This is a genomic window from Streptomyces sp. NPDC058145 (assembly GCF_042884245.1).
Taxonomy (GTDB): domain Bacteria; phylum Actinomycetota; class Actinomycetes; order Streptomycetales; family Streptomycetaceae; genus Streptomyces.
Genome location: NZ_JBHVUH010000001.1, coordinates 767,721 through 785,526, shown reverse-complemented (window position 1 = coordinate 785,526; position 17,806 = coordinate 767,721). Strand labels below are relative to the sequence as shown.

18 protein-coding genes and 1 tRNA gene are annotated in these 17,806 nt (G+C 72.5%); 7 read left to right on the top strand and 12 right to left on the bottom strand.

Annotated features, from left to right (window positions below):
• Nucleotides 1-245: 245 nt before the first annotated feature.
• From def to ACFVVO_RS03625, 8 genes are all read right to left on the bottom strand, one after another.
• Entirely contained in the window at nt 246-896 is a 651-nt protein-coding gene (gene def / locus ACFVVO_RS03660) for a peptide deformylase (protein WP_390051342.1), read from the bottom strand.
• Nucleotides 897-966: 70 nt separating this feature from the next.
• Entirely contained in the window at nt 967-1,947 is a 981-nt protein-coding gene (locus ACFVVO_RS03655) for a tetratricopeptide repeat protein (protein ID WP_390051340.1), read from the bottom strand.
• 111 nt (nt 1,948-2,058) lie between these two features.
• Nucleotides 2,059-3,375 (bottom strand): HD-GYP domain-containing protein, encoded by a 1,317-nt coding sequence (locus tag ACFVVO_RS03650; protein ID WP_390051590.1) that lies wholly within the window; start codon nt 3,373-3,375, stop codon nt 2,059-2,061.
• Nucleotides 3,285-4,598, bottom strand: a complete 1,314-nt coding sequence (locus ACFVVO_RS03645; RefSeq protein WP_390051338.1) for an HD-GYP domain-containing protein — start codon at nt 4,596-4,598, stop codon at nt 3,285-3,287. The genes ACFVVO_RS03650 and ACFVVO_RS03645 overlap by 91 nt, the downstream gene beginning before the upstream one ends.
• 125 nt (nt 4,599-4,723) lie before the next feature.
• Nucleotides 4,724-5,044 carry a mycothiol system anti-sigma-R factor gene (gene rsrA, locus ACFVVO_RS03640; protein ID WP_390051336.1) on the bottom strand — a complete coding sequence of 107 codons (321 nt, stop codon included), beginning with the start codon at nt 5,042-5,044 and terminating at the stop codon, nt 4,724-4,726.
• Nucleotides 5,041-5,742 carry a sigma-70 family RNA polymerase sigma factor gene (locus ACFVVO_RS03635; RefSeq protein ID WP_390051334.1) on the bottom strand — a complete coding sequence of 234 codons (702 nt, stop codon included), beginning with the start codon at nt 5,740-5,742 and terminating at the stop codon, nt 5,041-5,043. The genes rsrA and ACFVVO_RS03635 overlap by 4 nt, the downstream gene beginning before the upstream one ends.
• A gap of 254 nt (nt 5,743-5,996) precedes the next feature.
• The gene (locus ACFVVO_RS03630) at nt 5,997-6,626 is read right to left on the bottom strand and encodes an alpha/beta family hydrolase (RefSeq protein WP_390051333.1); all 630 of its coding nucleotides are present in this window, start codon (nt 6,624-6,626) and stop codon (nt 5,997-5,999) included.
• A gap of 10 nt (nt 6,627-6,636) precedes the next feature.
• Nucleotides 6,637-7,452, bottom strand: coding sequence for an SOS response-associated peptidase (locus tag ACFVVO_RS03625; protein ID WP_390051331.1), 816 nt, complete (start codon nt 7,450-7,452; stop codon nt 6,637-6,639).
• A gap of 50 nt (nt 7,453-7,502) precedes the next feature.
• On the opposite strand from ACFVVO_RS03625, the gene ACFVVO_RS03620 reads away from it, so the two are divergent.
• The 4 genes from ACFVVO_RS03620 (at nt 7,503) to ACFVVO_RS03605 (ending at nt 11,005) form a co-directional block, all read left to right on the top strand.
• Nucleotides 7,503-8,225 carry a M50 family metallopeptidase gene (locus ACFVVO_RS03620; RefSeq protein ID WP_390051330.1) on the top strand — a complete coding sequence of 241 codons (723 nt, stop codon included), beginning with the start codon at nt 7,503-7,505 and terminating at the stop codon, nt 8,223-8,225.
• Nucleotides 8,226-8,253: 28 nt separating this feature from the next.
• A complete protein-coding gene (aroA, locus tag ACFVVO_RS03615) occupies nt 8,254-9,570 on the top strand; it encodes a 3-phosphoshikimate 1-carboxyvinyltransferase (protein ID WP_390051329.1) in 1,317 nt (438 codons plus the stop codon).
• Between the two features lie 16 nt (nt 9,571-9,586).
• A complete protein-coding gene (gene rsgA / locus ACFVVO_RS03610) occupies nt 9,587-10,597 on the top strand; it encodes a ribosome small subunit-dependent GTPase A (protein WP_390051327.1) in 1,011 nt (336 codons plus the stop codon).
• Nucleotides 10,598-10,681: 84 nt separating this feature from the next.
• Entirely contained in the window at nt 10,682-11,005 is a 324-nt protein-coding gene (locus tag ACFVVO_RS03605; protein WP_385840092.1) for a DMT family transporter, read from the top strand.
• 393 nt (nt 11,006-11,398) lie between these two features.
• Here ACFVVO_RS03605 and ACFVVO_RS03600 read toward each other — a convergent pair whose 3' ends face one another.
• The gene (locus ACFVVO_RS03600; protein WP_390051588.1) at nt 11,399-12,004 is read right to left on the bottom strand and encodes a TetR/AcrR family transcriptional regulator; all 606 of its coding nucleotides are present in this window, start codon (nt 12,002-12,004) and stop codon (nt 11,399-11,401) included.
• Nucleotides 12,005-12,148: 144 nt separating this feature from the next.
• On the opposite strand from ACFVVO_RS03600, the gene hisN reads away from it, so the two are divergent.
• Both hisN and ACFVVO_RS03590 read left to right on the top strand, forming a co-directional pair.
• Complete coding sequence (gene hisN / locus ACFVVO_RS03595; RefSeq protein ID WP_390051325.1) at nt 12,149-12,955, top strand: histidinol-phosphatase; 807 nt, start codon at nt 12,149-12,151, stop codon at nt 12,953-12,955.
• 150 nt (nt 12,956-13,105) lie between these two features.
• On the top strand, nt 13,106-13,501 hold the full coding sequence (locus tag ACFVVO_RS03590) for a cyclic nucleotide-binding/CBS domain-containing protein (RefSeq protein ID WP_390051323.1): 396 nt from the start codon (nt 13,106-13,108) through the stop codon (nt 13,499-13,501).
• An 85-nt stretch (nt 13,502-13,586) separates the two neighbouring features.
• Here ACFVVO_RS03590 and ACFVVO_RS03585 read toward each other — a convergent pair whose 3' ends face one another.
• Complete coding sequence (locus ACFVVO_RS03585) at nt 13,587-15,041, bottom strand: catalase (protein ID WP_390051322.1); 1,455 nt, start codon at nt 15,039-15,041, stop codon at nt 13,587-13,589.
• A 144-nt stretch (nt 15,042-15,185) separates the two neighbouring features.
• Between ACFVVO_RS03585 and ACFVVO_RS03580 the strand changes: the two genes are divergently transcribed.
• On the top strand, nt 15,186-15,602 hold the full coding sequence (locus ACFVVO_RS03580) for a Fur family transcriptional regulator (RefSeq protein WP_390051320.1): 417 nt from the start codon (nt 15,186-15,188) through the stop codon (nt 15,600-15,602).
• A 131-nt stretch (nt 15,603-15,733) separates the two neighbouring features.
• On the opposite strand, the gene ACFVVO_RS03575 is transcribed toward ACFVVO_RS03580, so the two are convergent.
• Nucleotides 15,734-15,807, bottom strand: a tRNA-Met gene (locus tag ACFVVO_RS03575).
• Nucleotides 15,808-15,874: 67 nt separating this feature from the next.
• A complete protein-coding gene (locus ACFVVO_RS03570) occupies nt 15,875-17,695 on the bottom strand; it encodes a tetratricopeptide repeat protein (protein ID WP_390051318.1) in 1,821 nt (606 codons plus the stop codon).
• Between the last annotated feature and the right edge of the window lie 111 nt (nt 17,696-17,806).

Genomic DNA, 17,806 nt, shown 5'->3' with positions numbered 1-17,806 from the left:
TCAGCCGCCAGGCGCGCACAGCCCTCCTTGTCGTGCCGGGCGTGCGCCGTTGCGTATCCCCGCACTTCCCATTCAGCACCACAACTGACCGTCGAGGGAACGGATTTGCTTCAATCACCACCCCAGGTTGCCGGGATTCGTACGACGAACAAATGAACGACGCCCGTTCGGGACGGATCCCGAACGGGCGTCGTGACGGACGTCGTCGCTGCTCTGCGCGGTGGCCGGGGTTCCGGCCGACCGGCTCAGTCGTTGGCGACCACGGGGTAGCGTGGCTCGTTCTCGGCCATCTGCCGCAGCGCGTCCTTGCGGTCACGCTTGGACAGGCGGTCGATGTAGAGGTAGCCGTAGAGGTGATCGGTCTCGTGCTGCAAACAGCGTGCGAAGTAGCCGGTGCCGCGGACCTTGATCGGGTTGCCCTTCTCGTCCTGGCCGGTCACCTCGGCGTAGTCGGGACGCGCGAGCGCCGCGTACGCCGTGGGCACGGACAGGCAGCCCTCGTTGCTGTCGTCCAGCCTGCGCCGGTCGGCGGGCAGGTCGACCAGCTTCGGGTTGCACACCACGCCGACGTGCCGGACACCCTCGTCGTCCTGGCAGTCGTACACGAAGACCTTCAGGTCGACGCCGATCTGGTTGGCGGCCAGGCCCACGCCCTCGGCGGTGCGCTGGCTGGCGAACATGTCGGCGACCAGCTGGTCCAGCTCCGCGCCGAACTCGGTGACGTCCTTGCACTCCTTGTGCAGCACCGGGTTGCCGACGACCGTGATCGGCCGCGAGGTGCCGCGCTCGTGCCAGGTCCCCTCGCGCTCCTCGCAGTCCCCCGTGTCGACGACGTAGCCCTCGTCGTCGACGGGGAGCACGCCCGCGTGCTGCTGATCGGTGTCCTGCTGCGCCATGACCGACGTATGCCTTCCTGCAAGCCTTGGAAATCCTGGGTACAGCCTAAAGGTGGCCGGTCACCGGTGGTCAGCACACCTCTTCGAGATCGCGCCAGTCCCTGGAGTCCGGGCTGTCCGCGACCCACCCGTCGAGCAGCCCCCGGACGAGGGGCGCCGGCGCGGCGACCCCGCACTCCCGCTCCGGGACCCAGAGCTGACCGTCGGTACGGTGCCCGAGCGGCCCGGGGTGACCGGGTTCACTGTGGTCGTGGGGATCCAGGTGCACGCCGTCGCCCTCGTCCGACGGCATCCGCGACTCCGAGCACATCCGGCACAGCAGCCGCACCGAGGAGGACCAGTCCTCCGCGGCGAACCCGGCATCCGCCGCCAGTTGTTCCAGGGCGTCCCGGTCGGCCTCCGTGGCCGCCTCCAGCAGCACCACCCAGGTGGGCACGGGCGAGGGCGCCCACAGCTCGATCTCGTCGAACACCGGGAAGGAATGCCCGGCGGACGTGGTGCGCTCGCCGTGCGGGACGCCGTCGTGCAGCACGACCTCCCCCCAGCGCCGTCCGGACGAGGGCAGCGGAATGGACAGCACCTCGATCCGCGCCGGGTCCAGCCTGCGGCCCCACACGACCTCGGCCTCGCCCTCCGGGGAGAGCCGTACGGCCGCGCTGCCCAGGTCCATGCCGAGCGGCTCGCCGGCGGCGGTGGCGCCCCCGGGCACCCGCAGCCCGTAGGCCTGCCAGGCGCGGCGGGCCAGCGGCCAGTCCTGCAGGGCGGTCGCGGCGATGCCGACGTTCCACCAGTCCGGGGCGCCGCTCTCCCGGTCCAGCAGCGCCACCGCCCGCAGACCGGCGGCGCGGGCCTGCTCCCAGTCGTGCCGGAACTTGTGCAGCAGGGCGAGGTTGAACCAGGACTCCGCCAGCCAGGGTTCCAGGTCGGCGGCGCGTGTCAGCAGCTCGCCCGCGTCCTCGTACCGGCCGTCGCCGATGAGCGTGAACGCCCGGTCGGTGGCCTGCCGCCAGGAGGCGGAGGGCCGGTGCCGTCCCTTTCCGAAGATCCTCACGATTCCCGCCTGCCAGTTCCAGTTCCGCACAGTGGGCTGGCTTGTGCCCCCGGACACCCTCTCCATCGCATCCAACCACGTACGGCCTCAAAGGCGCTCATTACCCATGGGTTACCCATCACGCGCAGGGTCAGACAGCGCCTGGGAGAGTACCCGGGCAAGGGATTCGACAACCTCGGGAGCGTAATCCCCGGCGGTGGCCAGGCGCAGCTCCTCCAGGGCCATGAGCGGCCCCTCGGGTCCGGCGTCGCGGGCCTTCTCCTCGTAGGCGTTCACGGCCCGTACGATCCGCGCGGCGAGCGGCTGCTCCGCGTACGGGTCGGCCTGCCGCTCCACGACCGTGGCGACCGCCGCGTCCACCCCGGTCTGCCGCACGACGGCGCCGCCGAGCAGCGCGATGCGCCGCTGCGCCTCGCGGGGAAGTGTGGCGGTGGCTCCGGCCGGGACCGGGTCGACGAGGCTGAGCTGGCCGATGTCGTGCATCAGCGCCGCGTACTCGAGCACGGTCAGCTCGGGCCGGGACAGGCCCAGGTCGCGGCCGACGGCCCGGCTGAGCGTGGCGACCCGGCGGGCGTGCCCGGCGGGGGTGCAGCCGGCCACCTCGGTGGCCCGGGCGAGGGAGGCGATGGTCTGCCGGTAGGTGGCCCGCACGGCGGCGTAGCGGCGGACCGAGAGCTGGGTCAGCAGCAGCGGCAGGCAGAACACGGGCAGCGCCCACAGCCCGGCGACGGCGACCGCGAGCGCCATCACCGCGCCGGTCGCGCACACGGCGGAGCCGATGCCGAGCAGTCCGCGCAGTTCCTCACGCAGCAGCGGGCCGAAGCGCCAGCGGGTGCGGGAGTGGGCGAGGGCGGCGGCGAGGACGGCGTCGCAGAGCGCGGTGAGGACGAGCAGCGCGACGAGCAGCAGGGCGTAGGCGGGACCGTCCCAGCTCCGGAACGCACCCCTGTTGAAGAGGGGTTGGAAGCAGACGGCGGCGAAGCCGGCGGTGAGGACGCGGCGGGCGAGGTGGTCGAGGGTGGGAGTGCGGCCGCACCAGATGTGCGGGACGCCGCCGAGCAGGGAGGCGGCGAGGACGACGGTGACGACCTGCGCGGCGCCGTGCCCGGTGGGATGCCCGGCGTCGGGCCCCAGCAGGGCGTACGACAGCGACCCGGCGGTGCCCAGCGGCGCGGTCCGGCGCGCCCCGGTGCCGGACCACCGGGTCAGCTCGCCGACGGCTATGAGCACGCCGAAGGCCAGCGCGACGCCCGGGTCGTCGATGCCGGTCCACAGGGTGAGGGCGAGACAGACGGCGGCGGTGAGGGCGGCGCAGGCGTGGATGAGCCGGAGGGCGGTCACCGGTGTGCCCCGCTGCGGCGGCCGGCGGCCCGCTGCTGGGCCGGGACCGTGTGCGGGGCGTCGTCGGCGGTGACGGCCGGGTGCCAGCCGTGCCGGCGCAGTGCCCGGACGAGCGCCGTGACCATGCGCGGATCGAAGTGGGTGCCCGCGCAGCGCTCCAGCTCCTTGACCGCCGCCTCCACCGGGCGGGCCCTGCTGTAGGACCGGGTGGAGGTCATCGCGTCGAAGGCGTCGGCGACGGCGACCACACGGGCGCACTCGGGGATCTGACCGCCCGCCAGCCCGTACGGGTAGCCGCTGCCGTCGAGCCGTTCGTGGTGGTGCAGGATCGCCGCGCGGGCCTCGCCGAGGAAGGAGATCCCGCGGACCATCTCGTGGCCGTACTCCGGGTGCAGCTCGATGATCCGCCGCTCCTCGGGGGTCAGCGGGCCGTCCTTGCGCAGCAGCCGGGTGGGGACGCCGAGTTTGCCGACGTCGTGCAGGATGCCGGCGAAGCGCAGCACCTCGACGCGTTCGTCGTCCAGGCCGAGTTCGCGGGCGATCAGCACCGAGGCCCGGCCGACCCGCTCGCTGTGGCCGCGGGTGTAGCCGTCCTTGATGTCGACGGCCTGCACCAGGGCGCGGATGGTGGCCTGGTGGGCGGCCCGCTCCCGGTGGTACTGGGCGAAGACCCAGCAGGAGACGCACATCGGCAGCAGCACGAGCAGCGCGGAGACGGGGCCGTACCGGCTGCGCCACAGCACGGCCATCATCAGCCCGGCGAGCCCGTGCACCGCGACCGGTGCCAGCGAGCGGGACAGCAGCCCGCGCCAGGCCCTGCGCGCCGGCACCCGCTCGGCCACGACGAGGACGCCGCCGTCGAGCGTGGTGAGCACCACGCAGAAGGCGAGCACGGCCGCCCCCGCGGGTACGAGGGCGTAGGGGAAGGCGTGGGCCACGACGGCGTCCCGGCCGCCGAGCGCCCAGTGGACCTGGGCCGCGGCCCACACGGCGAGCACCGGCTGCGCGGCCCGCCAGACGCGCCGGGGCAGCACCGGCCGGTGCTCGACATGGGCGAGCAGGGCGGCCGGCAGCGGGACCAGCGCGGCGGCGGTCGGCGGCAGCAGGAAGGCGCCGGCGAGCAGCACCGGGTAGAACGTTCCGCCGAAGCGGCGCCGTACGACGTGCTCGCAGGCCGCGTACAGCGCGGCGAGCAGGGCCAGCGCCCACCAGGGCGTGCGGGTGGCGTGCAGGGGCAGGACACAGAGCGCGGCGAGCAGGGCGACACAGGCCACATAGCCTTGCGCTCTCGCCGGAACCGCCGCCTCCATCGCGCCCTCCCCCGACCGTGCCGGTGCAGGCTCGGAGCCTAGGGCGGGATTCGGGGGGTCCGGGGGCCCATGACCCGAGGATTAGCACGTTCGGGTGACAAGGGCGACCGGCCGGAGGGCGCGGGTCAGGACTCCTGCGGTGTCACCGGGGTGGCGGGCGCCTTGGTGACGTCGTGCTCGGGGACGGTCTGCCCGGAGCGGATCAGGTCGATCCGCCCCATGACCTTGGCGCGCAGGTCGGCGGGCACGTCGTCATGGCCGCAGCACCGCTTGACGAGCTTCTTCACGGCCTGCTCCAGGCCGTACTTCTCCAGGCACGGCGAGCATTCCTCGAAGTGGTGCTGGAACTTGTCGCGATCGATGTCCGGCATCTCGCTGTCGAGGAACTCGTAGAGGTGGTCGAGGACCTCACTGCAGTCCGTCTCGTGCGGCTCTCCGCAGCTCATGAGCCCGAGCCTTTCGCTTCGTTCGACTCTCCGGCGCCCGCCGGGACCAGTCCGCGTTCGCGGGCGTAGTCCTCCAGCATGCCGCGCAGCTGACGGCGGCCCCGGTGCAGCCGGGACATCACCGTACCGATGGGTGTCCCCATGATGTCCGCGATCTCCTTGTACGCAAAGCCCTCCACGTCCGCGAGGTAGACGGCGATGCGGAACTCCTCGGGGATCGCCTGCAGCGCTTCCTTCACGTCCGAATCGGGGAGGTGGTCGAGCGCCTGCGACTCGGCGGAGCGCAGACCCGTCGACATGTGCGACTCGGCGCGGGCGAGCTGCCAGTCCTCGATCTCCTCGGCCGCGCTGCGCTGGGGCTCGCGCTGCTTCTTGCGGTACGAGTTGATGAAGGTGTTGGTCAGGATCCGGTACAGCCACGCCTTGAGGTTGGTGCCCTCGCGGAACTGGTGGAAGGACCCGTACGCCTTGGCGTAGGTCTCCTGCACCAGGTCCTCGGCGTCGGCCGGGTTGCGCGTCATGCGCAGGGCGGCCGAGTACATCTGGTCGAGGTATTCGAGCGCGTCCCGCTCGAAGCGCGCGCTGCGCTCCGCGGTCGACTCGGAGCCGGTCTCCGAGGCCGCGCTCATGCCCTGGCCCTCGGGCTGCTCCGCCTGGCCGTTGTCGGTCCCTGCGTCGGTACCGGTGACCGGACCCACCTCCTCAAGTTCCCGGGCGGGACCGAAACCGGTCCCACCTGTTTCGGAGGATAGAACACGACCCGTACCTGCCGCCGCTCGAATAGGAGCGGTCCTGGCCGCGTGCAGCACCGTCCAGTCCAGGTCAGCGCGGCTGCTGCGGCTCGGGCAGTACGTCGAACCCATGCGGCGGACTTCCTCTCCTACGACGTCGGCGCTGATCCCTCAGCACTTCTGTCCGCCTCAACAGCGCCCCGTCGCCGGGCATTCCCGGGTCACCTGAGTGAGCCGACCCACTCCACGACGCCGTCGGTGATGATCTCCAGCGCCCGCTCCTGGGTGATCTCCGCGTGCTTGGGGACGGCGAACCCGTGATCGCCGCGGGGCACCTCGATCAACCGATGGGCTCCCTCGGGGAACTCCGCCGGCCTGCCGAAGGGATCGTTCCCGCCCTGCACGACCAGGGTGGGCACCCCGGCGCCGAGCAGTTCCGCGGCGCGGGACTTCTCCGGCCTGCCCGGCGGGTGCAGCGGGAAGCTCAGCGCGAGCACGGCGTGCGCGCCCAGCTCGGCGGCGGTGCGGCAGGCGACCCGGGCGCCCGCGCTGCGGCCGCCGGAGACGACGGGCAGTCCTGGCGCCGCCAGCGCGGGCCACAGGCCGCGCCAGCCGGTGTCCAGGGTCTTCGGTGCGGGCGCGAGCTTCTTGCCGGCCACCCGCCAGGGCTGCTCGACGAGGGCCACGGTCACTCCGTGCCCGGGGAGCACCCGGGCGAGCGCCTGGAGGTCGCGGGCCTCGATGCCGCCCCCGGCGCCATGGCTCACCGCGAGGACGAGCCGGGGCCCGTCCGCCCGGTGCCAGGTGATCCGGGCGTCGCCGGCGGCTGTGGGGACGGTCTGTGTGGTCATGGTGGTCACGTCAGAAGAGTGTGCCGACTTCCGGGGCCTCCAGCTCCTTCAGCAGCTCCGGGCCGCCGTTGCGGACGTTGCTGACGGCGGTGGAGACCGGATAGGCGCGCATCAGGCCGTGCGGGGGCGGGTCGAGCAGCTCGCGCAGGCGGTCCGGGTCCGTGCGGGAGGGGTCGAGCCAGGCGTCCCAGCGGTCCGGGGTGAGCATGAGCGGCATGCGGGGGTGGATGTCGGCCAGGGAGTGCGGTCCTTCGGCGGGGGCGACGGCCAGCGGGGTCCGCTCCGCCTCCGTGGTGATCACCGAGCAGGTGACCCACCAGGCGCGCGGGTGGTCGTCGGGCAGGGTCCCATCCCGCCAGAACTCGTACAGGCCGGCCATCGCGAAGACCGAGCCGTCGGCGGGCAGCACGAAGTACGGCTGCTTGCGCGGCCGCTTCTTCTTCCCCTCGACCTCCAGTTCGCGCTCCTGGGTGCCGGTGACCCACTCGTAGTAGCCGTCGGCGGGCAGGATGCAGCGCCGGGCGGCGAAGGCGCGGCGGTAGGCGGGCTTCTCGTGCACGGTCTCGGCGCGCGCGTTGATCATCCGGGCGCCGCCCTCGGGCGTCTTGGACCAGGAGGGCACCAGGCCCCACTTCAGCCTGCGCAGCTGCCGAACCGGACGCGGGTCCGCGGCGTCTTTCAACGGACGGTCCAGGACGGCGTAGACCTCCTTGGTGGGAGCCACGTTGTAGTCCGGCTCCAGGGTCTCCTTCGGCTCCCACTTCTCGATCTCAAAGATTCCCGCGAGATCCTCGGGCCCACGACTGGATGCATACCGTCCGCACATACGTGCCACACTGCCAGACTCCGTACCACTACAGGGAGCCACTCAGTCACATGGACAGCCTCGCCGCCCTCGCGCTGCCCGGCCTCTGGGACCGGCTCACCGGCACCCAGCCCGATCCCGACCTGTGGGTGGTGCTGGCCACAGGCGTCGCCGCGCTCGCCGTCGTCGTACCGCACACTCTGTGGCGCATAGCGCGCAACGCCATCACCATCGCGCACGAGGGCGGACACGGTCTGGTGGCGCTGGTCACCGGCCGGCAGCTCACCGGCATCCGCCTGCACTCCGACACCAGCGGCCTCACGGTCAGCCGGGGCAGGCCGTACGGCCTGGGCATGATCCTCACCGCGGCGGCGGGGTACACGGCGCCCTCGCTGCTGGGCCTGGGCGGTGCCGCGCTGCTGGCCGCCGGCCGCATCACCCTGCTGCTGTGGGCGGCGACCGCCCTGCTGGTCGTCATGCTGGTGATGATCCGCAACGCTTACGGGGTACTGACCGTGGTGCTGACAGGCGGTGCCTTCCTGCTGGTGTCGTGGCTCGCGGGGCCGCAGGTGCAGGCGGCGTTCGCGTACGCGGTGGTGTGGTTCCTGCTGCTCGGCGGGGTACGGCCGCCGTTCGAGCTGCAGGCCAAGCGGATGCGCGGAGGCGCGGGCGACTCCGACGCCGACCAGCTGTCCCGCCTGACGCACGTACCGGCCGGCCTGTGGCTGTTCCTGTTCCACGCGGTGTCCCTGTGCTCCTTGATCGGCGGGGGCCGCTGGCTGCTGGAAGGTTGATACCGGGCCCTCCTTATAAAGTGGCCCCATGGCCCCGAACACCGCCCACCCCGCCCTCTGGCCCGCCCCGCACGCGAGCGGAGCCGTCGACGCGACGGTCCACGTGCCCGGGTCCAAGTCGGTGACCAACCGAGCCCTCGTGCTGGCCGCCCTCGCCTCCGAGCCCGGCTGGCTGCGCCGTCCACTGCGCTCCCGCGACACCCTGCTGATGGCCGGCGCCCTGCGGGCCATGGGCGTGGAGATCGAGGAGGGGGTCGGCCCGGACGGCTCCGGTGAGGCCTGGCGCGTGCTGCCCACCGGCCTGCACGGTCCGGCCACGGTCGACGTCGGCAACGCCGGCACGGTGATGCGCTTCCTGCCGCCGGTGGCCACGCTGGCCGACGGCCCGATCCGGTTCGACGGGGACCCGCGGTCGTACGAGCGTCCCCTCAACGGCGTGATCGACGCGCTGCGGGTGCTCGGCGCCCGGATCGACGACGACGGCCGGGGCGCGCTGCCGCTGACCGTGCACGGCGCCGGGGCGCTGGACGGTGGTCCGGTGTCGATCGACGCCTCCTCGTCGTCCCAGTTCGTCTCGGCGCTGCTGCTGTCCGGCCCGCGCTTCAACCAGGGTGTCGAGGTCCGCCACACCGGGGCCTCCCTGCCCTCCGTGCCGCACATCCGGATGACCGTGGACATGCTGCGCGCGGTAGGCGCCCAGGTGGACACCCCGGAGTCGGGCGGCGAGCCGAACGTGTGGCGAGTGACGCCGGGTGCCCTGCTCGGGCGGGACCTCACGATCGAGCCGGACCTGTCCAACGCCCAGCCGTTCCTGGCGGCGGCCCTGGTCACCGGTGGCAAGGTGCTGATCCCGGACTGGCCGGAGCGGACCACCCAGCCCGGTGACCGACTGCGCGAGATCTTCACCGAGATGGGCGGCTCCTGCGAGCTGACCGAGTTCGGGCTGGTGTTCACCGGCTCGGGCGCCGTGCACGGCATCGACGTCGACCTGAGCGACGTCGGTGAGCTGACCCCGGGCATCGCCGCGGTCGCCGCGCTCGCCGACTCCCCCTCGACCCTGCGGGGCGTGGCCCATCTGCGGCTGCACGAGACGGACCGGCTGGCCGCGCTCACCAAGGAGATCAACGAACTCGGCGGCGACGTCGCCGAGACGGCCGACGGCCTGCACATCCGCCCGCGCCCGCTGCACGGCGGGGTGTTCCACACCTACGAGGACCACCGCATGGCCACCGCCGGTGCGATCATCGGCCTCGTCATCGAGGGCGTGCGGATCGAGAACGTGGCGACGACGGCGAAGACCCTGCCGGACTTCCCCGAGTTGTGGACCGGGATGCTGGGGAACTGACGGGCGGACTGGGATCATGCGCCGCTACGGCAAGCACACAGACGAGGACGACATCCGCAGCCGTCCCAACCGCAAGGGCAACCGGCCGCGTACCAACATCAGGCCCAAGCACGAGGACGCCGCCGAGGGCATGGTCCTCACCGTCGACCGGGGCCGGCTGACCTGCCTGGTCGAGGACCGGACCGTGATGGCCATGAAGGCCCGGGAACTGGGCCGCAAGGCGGCCGTCGTGGGCGACCGGGTGGCCCTGGTCGGCGATCTGTCCGGCAACAAGGACACCCTCGCGCGGATCGTGCGCATCGAGGAGCGCACCTCGGTGCTGCGCCGCACCGCGGACGACGACGACCCCTTCGAGCGGGTGGTCGTGGCCAACGCCGACCAGCTGGCGATCGTCACGGCCCTCGCCGACCCCGAGCCGCGCCCGCGCCTGATCGACCGCTGCCTGGTGGCGGCCTACGCCGGCGGCCTGGAGCCGCTGCTGGTGATGACGAAGTCCGACCTGGCCCCGCCGGACAAGCTGCTGGAGCTGTACGGCGCGCTCGACATCCCGTACGTCGTCACCAGCCGGGAGGAACTGCGGAACGAGGACGCCGCCGACCGGGTGCGCGAGTACCTGGCCGGCCGGGTCACCGCGTTCGTGGGCCACTCGGGCGTGGGCAAGACGACCCTGGTCAACGCGCTCGTCCCGGCGGACCTGCGGCGTACGACCGGCCATGTCAACGCAGTGACGGGCCGCGGCCGCCACACCACCACCTCCGCCCTCGCGCTGCCCCTCACCGGGGCGGCCGACTGGGTCATCGACACCCCGGGCGTGCGCTCCTTCGGCCTGGCGCACATCGATCCCTCCCGGGTGATCCACGCCTTCCCGGACCTGGAGCCGGGCACCGAGGGCTGCCCGCGCGCGTGCAGCCACGACGAGCCGGACTGCGCGCTGGACGCGTACGTGGCGGAGGGCCACGCCGACCCGGCGCGGCTGTACTCGCTGCGCCGGCTGCTGGCCACGCGGGACCGCAGGGAGGGCGACTGAGCGCCGCGGGGTTTGCCGGGGGTCGCGTTCGGTAAGTGCATAATCGCACCGAGCCGGAGATCCGGACCTACGGGAGGACCGCACATGGCGTGGCTGCTGGTCATAGTGGCCGGGATTCTGGAGACCGGTTTCGCCGTGTGCCTCAAGCTCTCGCACGGGTTCACCCGGCTGTGGCCGACGATCGCCTTCGCCTCCTTCGCCCTGGGCAGCTTCGGCCTGCTGACCCTGTCCCTGAAGAAGCTCGACGTCGGCCCCGCGTACGCCGTGTGGACCGGGATCGGCGCGGCGGGCACCGCGATCTACGGCATGGTCTTCCTCGGCGACCTGGTGTCGACCCTGAAGATCGTCTCGATCACCCTGGTCATCATGGGCGTGATCGGCCTCCAACTGTCGGGCTCGGCGCACTAGGGGAGCGACGGCTCGCGTGTGCGGGCCGGGGCGCCGCCGGCACCCTGTGGGCGGCCTCGGCCGAATTCGCCGACGGGGCCGCCGCTGACACCTTTTCTGGCCGGCCCCGGCTGATTCGTCGTGGTCGCGCCGACCCCTCTGCTCGGTCCGCCGTCCTTCGACCAGCGCCCACTTCTCGGGCCGAGCCGCCGCCGACATCCTCCAGCCGTCCGGCCAATGTCCTCCCCAGACGCCGGCCCGCCGCCGCTGACGTCCCCTGGCCACCCGCTCGCACCCTTGGGCCGGCCATCGCCGACGGCCCCTGGCCGCCCCGCCGTTCACGTCCCTCGGCCGTGTCGCCGCTCGGGCCCCTGTCGGGGAGTTCTCCCGCGCCCCCGGCCGGGAGGCCGAAGGTCACACCAGGTGCCGGATCAGGACGCCGCGCACCAGTTCCGCCACGCCGTCCTCCCCCGGTGGTGCCGCGACGCAGGACAGGGCGAGGCGTACGGCCAGTTCGCAGGAGCGGGTCAGGTCGGCGGTGTCCTCCGCGGCCGCGGCGGGTCCGGCCAGCACGGTCACCGCCCGGTCCCGCACCAGCCGCACGAAGTCGCCGGGCGAGGGCAGCGGCCCGTCCGCCCGGCGCTGCGCGGGTACGACGGAGGAGGACCGCACCGCGGCGAGCGCCGGCGCCGGGAGGCTCTCGCTCCAGCATCCGGTGAGCAGGGCCCGTACCAGCGCGCTGTCCCGGGCCGCCGACGCCATCCACTCGGCGGTGGCGGTGAGCCGGTCGCGCGGGTCGGTGTGCGCGGCGAGGGCCCGTTCCACCCCGGCGAGATATCCGTCGGCCTCCCGCCGCACCAGCGCCCTGGCGAGCCCTTCCTTGCTCCCGAACTCGTTGTACAGCGTCTGCCGGGACACCCCGGCCGCCGCGGCCACATCGACCATCCGCACCGCGGACCACGGCCGGCGCGCGAGCGCCATGGCGGCGGCGTCCAGTAGGGATTCCCGGGCCGCAGGCATCATCGCCTCCCTGGGGCGGACAACTCTGCGCCCAGATTTGACGCGCTCCCATGCACTGTCAAGGGTGCGCGGGCCACCGTTCCGCGCTGCCCGGCCCCGGCCCCTTGTGGCCCCGCGGCGTCCATGGCGGATACGGTTCAAGGCATGCCGGACTACCTCGACGACCTCCGCTTCGCCCACGTACTCGCGGACGCGGCCGACGCCACCACCATGGACCGTTTCAAGGCTCTCGACCTGAAGGTGGAGACGAAGCCGGACATGACCCCGGTGAGCGAGGCGGACAAGGCGGCGGAGGAACTCATCCGCGGCCACCTCAAGCGCGCCCGACCACGGGACGCGGTCCTCGGGGAGGAGTACGGCGTCGAGGGCACGGGGCCCCGCCGCTGGGTGATCGACCCGATCGACGGCACCAAGAACTACGTCCGGGGCGTTCCGGTCTGGGCCACCCTCATCTCGCTGATGGAGGCGGGCGAGGGCGGCTACCACCCGGTCGTCGGCCTCGTCTCCGCCCCCGCCCTCGGCCGCCGCTGGTGGGCCGCCAAGGACCACGGCGCCTTCACCGGCCGCAGTCTCACCTCCGCGTCCCGCATCCACGTCTCCCAGGTCGGCGATCTGGCGGACGCGTCCTTCGCGTACTCCTCGCTCTCCGGCTGGGAGGAGCAGGGCCGTCTGGACGGCTTCCTCGACCTGACCCGCGACGTGTGGCGCACGCGCGCGTACGGCGACTTCTGGCCCTACATGATGGTCGCGGAGGGCTCCGTCGACATCTGCGCCGAGCCGGAGCTGTCCCTGTGGGACATGGCGGCGAACGCGATCATCGTCACCGAGGCCGGCGGCACCTTCACCGGGCTCGACGGCCGTCCGGGCCCGCACAGCGGCAACGCGGCGGCCTCCAACGGCCTGCTGCACGACGTCCTGCTGGACCATCTCGACCGGCGCCGGCGCCCCTGAGTACCCAGCGAGTTCCGCGCGCGCCCTCAACTGGCCGCGCGCGCCCTCTTGTTGACCCGCTCTTTACCGGGCACTCTGAGGTCGACCCTCACTTGTGAATTTGTGAATCCATGCACAACGTCATGGATTCCTAGGAGGTGGCCTCATCCCATGCTCGTCCGAGACGCCATGAGCACGGTGGTCCTCACCGTCGGCCCCGCCCACACCCTCCGTCAGGCAGCCGCCCTGATGTCCGCCCGTCACGTCGGCGCGGCCGTGGTCCTAGACCCGGACGCCGGCGGCGTCGGCATCCTCACCGAACGCGACATCCTCAACTCCGTCGGCCTCGGCCAGAACCCGGACACGGAACGCACCCACGCCCACACCACCACCGACGTCGTCTTCGCCACCCCGACCTGGACCCTCCAGGAGGCGGCCCGGGCCATGACCCGCGGCGGCTTCCGGCACCTGGTGGTCCTCGACCGCGGCGAGCCCGTCGGCATCGTGTCGGTCCGCGACATCATCCGCTGCTGGGTCCCGGCCCGGGAGCCGGCACCGGCGCTCTGAGCACACAGGGGCGGGCCGGACCCCTCGGGATCCGGCCCGCCCTGATCGCTGCTCACGTCAGCACAAGTGACTCGGCCCGCGCGGCTCAGCCGCGCAGCGCCTGCACCGCGGCCTCCAGCCGTTTGCCGAAGTCGGCGTCGGCGTCGCGGAAGTTGCCGATCGCACGCTCGGCGATGTCCTCGCGCGAGACCTGGGAGATCGCCCCGGCCAGATTGGCGACCAGGCGCTCCTTCTCCTCCTCGGACATCAGCCGGTAGAGGTTGCCCGCCTGCACGAAGTCGTCGTCCTCGGCGTGCAGTGGCGTCGGGTGGCTGCCGGTGCCGGCGGTGAAGCCGTCGAACTGCTGCCACAGCGGCCGGCCGGTCTGCCGCGGACCCCCGAAGCTGTTCGGCTCGTAGTTCTTCGCACCGCCGTGCCGGCCGTCGTAGAGGTAGCCGTCCCGGGAGTTGGTGCGCGCCTCGGCGGCGTGCGGCCGGTTCACCGGCAGGTGGTCGGCGTTGATGCCGACGCGGTAGCGGTGCGCGTCGCCGTACGCGAACAGGCGGCCCTGGAGCATCTTGTCGGGCGAGGGGCCGATACCGGGCACGAAGTGCGCGGGCGAGAAGATCGACTGCTCGACCTCGGCGAAGACGTTCCGCGGGTTGCGGTTCAGCTCCAGCCTGCCGATCTCCATGACCGGGTAGTCCGCGTGCGGCCACACCTTGGTCAGGTCGAACGGGTTGAAGCGGTACGTCGCCGCGTCCGCCGCGGGCATGATCTGCACGCCCACGGTCCAGCTCGGGAACTCGCCGCGCTCGATCGCCTCGCGCAGGTCGCGCTGGTGGGAGTCGGGGTCCTTGCTCGCGAGGGCCTCGGCCTCCGCGGCGTTGAGGTTCCTGATCCCCTGGTCGGTCTTGAAGTGGTACTTCACCCAGAAGACCTCGCCGGCCTCGTTGTTCCACTGGTAGGTGTGCGAGCCGAAGCCGTCCATGTGCCGATACGACGCCGGGATGCCCCGGTCGCCGAACAGCCAGGTGACCTGGTGGGTGCTCTCCGGGCTCAGGCTCCAGAAGTCCCAGACGTTGTCCGCCTCCGTGGAACCGGTGTACGGGTCGCGCTTCTGGGTGTGGATGAAGTCCGGGAACTTGATCGCGTCGCGGATGAAGAACACCGGCGTGTTGTTCCCGACGAGGTCGTAGTTGCCCTCCTCGGTGTAGAACTTCAGCGCGAAGCCGCGCGGGTCACGGACCGCGTCCGCCGCACCCAGGTTGCCGGCCACGGTCGAGAAGCGCAGGAAGGTCTCGGTCTCCTTGCCGACCTCGGAGAGGAAGGCGGCGCGCGTGTACGGGGTGACGTCGGCGGTCACCGTGAAGGTGCCGTACGCCCCCGCGCCCCGGGCGTGCACGACGCGCTCCGGGATGCGCTCACGGTTGAAGTGGGCCAGCTTCTCCAGGAGCAGCTGGTCCTGCACGAGCACCGGGCCCCCGACGCCTGCGGTCTCGCTGTTCTGGTTGTCGGCCACCGGTGCACCGGCCTCCGTGGTGAGCGGTCCCTGCGTCACGTACGCCTCCTGCGTCATTACCGACCAGTCCTGTCCATTGTTCAAAGCCCGGCTTCGATCCTACATTGGACATTGTCCAAGTCAAATGTCGTTCCAAAGTCACACCTATTCGGGATCTGGTCCTCTTGCTGTTACGCTGCTTCCATGAGCGACCTACTGGAACGGCTGCGCGGACGCGGATGGCGGATGACCTCACAGCGACGCGTGGTGGCCGAGGTTCTCGACGGCGAGCACGTCCATATGACGGCCGACGAGGTCCATGCGCGGGCCGTCACGAAGCTGCCGGAGATCTCCCGGGCGACCGTCTACAACACGCTGGGCGAGCTGGTGACCCTCGGCGAGGTGATCGAGGTCACGACGGACAAGCGCGCCAAGCGGTACGACCCGAACGCGCACCAGCCGCACCACCACCTGGTCTGCGCCCAGTGCGGCGCCATCCGTGACGTGCACCCCACGGGCAACCCGCTCGCCGACCTCCCCGACACCGAGCGCTTCGGCTTCACGGTGTCGGACGTCGAGGTGACGTACCGGGGACTCTGCCCGAACTGCGCGGGCGCGTGACACAGGGCATGTGACGCGAGGCATACGAGGAGAGGGGCTGCGGCCCCTCTTCTTTTTGCGCGCCCACCCCTGGGAAGCGAAAACGACCGAGGGCCGGAACCCATTTCTGGATTCCGGCCCTCGGCCTTCAGTAGCGGGGACAGGATTTGAACCTGCGACCTCTGGGTTATGAGCCCAGCGAGCTACCGAGCTGCTCCACCCCGCGTCGGTGAACACGACACTACGGGAGGCAAGCCCGCGGAAGCAAATCCATTACCGGTGAGTGGCCGGGGTCACGCCGAGAGCTCCTCCCGCAGGGCGTCCCGCAGCCGGCCCGCCCGCTCGGACACCTCCGCCGGCCCCAGCGCCACCGCGCGGTCGGCCCATCGCTGGCCTTCCGCCAGCTCACCGCGACGCGCGTAGACCAGGGCCAGCCGGAGCGCCGCCCGCCCGTGCCCGGCGTCGGCGGCCCGTGTCCACCACACCGCCGCCTCGGGCTCGCTGCCCTCCCGGGCCAGCAGCAGGCCGAGGTTGAACGCCCCGTTGCGCGATCCGGCCTCGGCCGCCGCCCGGTACCACCGCGCGGCCTCGACCACGTCGCCCCGGGCCGCGGCGAGCATGCCCACCCGCACCTGGGCACGGCGGTGCCCCTGGGAGGCCGCCCGCTCGTACCACTCCTCGCACTCGGTCTTCTCGTGCACGATCTCGCCCAGCTCATGCGCCGGTTCCGGGGGCCGCCGCGCGTCCAGCAGGGTCGCGAGCCGGTACGCCGCCTCCGGGTTGCCGCCGCCGGCCGCGCAGCGCAGGTGCCGCTCGGCCCCCTGCTCGTCGCCCTCGCGCAGCCGGGCGATCCCGACCTGCAGGGCGGCCTCGGTGTGCCCGGCGGCGGCCGCGCGCTCGTACCAGCGCAGCGCGATCCCGGCGTCCTCCTCGGTGCCCCGCCCGGCGTGCAGGATGCCCAGGTTGAACGCGGCGTCCACGCTGCCGGCCTCGGCAGCCTTGGAGAACCAGGGCTCCGCACCGGCCGGGTCATCGCCCTGGAGCAGCAGGATGGCCAGCGCGTTCGCCGCCTCCCGGTGCCCGGCGTACGCCGCCCGCCGGTACCACTGCTCGGCCTGCACGGTCCGGCCCTGCTCGGCGCAGAGCAGCCCGAGGTTGTAGGCCCCGTTGTCGTCCCCGGCGTCCAGCGCGGCCCGGTACCAGCGCTCGGCGGTCTGCGTCTCGCCGCGCTCGGCGTGCAGCGCGCCCAGCGCGTTGGCCGCGTTGCCGTCGCCGTCCTGGGCGGCCCTGAGCCACCACACGGCGGCGCTCTCGGTGTCCCCGGCGTCGCGCAGCAGGAATCCCAGCGCGCAGGCGGCCCGGGCCTCCCCGTCCTTGGCGGAGGTCAGGTACCAGCGTCCGGCCTCCTTGAGGTCTCCGCGCTTCTCCAGGATCGCCCCGAGGTGCAGCGCGGCCCGCCGGTGACCGCGCGCGGCGGCCTGCCGGTACCACTGCTCGGTCTCCTCGACAGCGTTGTCGGACCCGGCCTCGTCCTCGGCGGCGGCCTTCCGGTCGAGCGCGCGCGCCAGCCGGTAGGCGGCCTCACGGTGCCCGCGTTCGGCGGCGGCCCGCATCCAGTCCCCGGCCGCGGCGTCCCCGCGGTGCTCCAGCAGATCGGCGAGCGCGTAGGCGCCCAGGGCGTGGCCCTGCTCGGCGGACTGGCGCAGCCAGTACTCGGCGGCGGGCTCGTCCCCGCGCTCTCGGTGGTGGCGGCCCAGCGCGTGTGCGGCGGCGGCCGAGCCGGCCACGGCGGCGATCCGCCACCAGCCGGCGGCCTCCTCGGCATAGCCGCGCTGGTGCAGGAGGACACCGAGATTGTTGGCGGCGGCGCGGTCGCCGGCCGCGGTGGCGGCACGCAGGTGGGGCTCGGCCTCGTCGAGGTCTCCGCTGCGCAGGAGCATGGCGCCGAGGACGCTCATCGCCTCGGTGTCGCCGGTCCGCGCGGCGAGCCGGAGGCGTACGTCCTCGGCGACATCCCCCATGTCGCCCATTTCGTCCCGGGCCGGTCCATCACCCGGAGACTGCACAAATCGCCCTGTCCCGAACAGAGTCGCCTTGTCCCCCATAACGTCCATCGTCGCACCACCTGCAACCTGGGTACACCCGGTATACCGCAGCCCGTGAGGTCACTTCAGCGTTTTGTCGACTTGCCCACAGAGAGACAAGTCAAACACAGACAGCCCAAC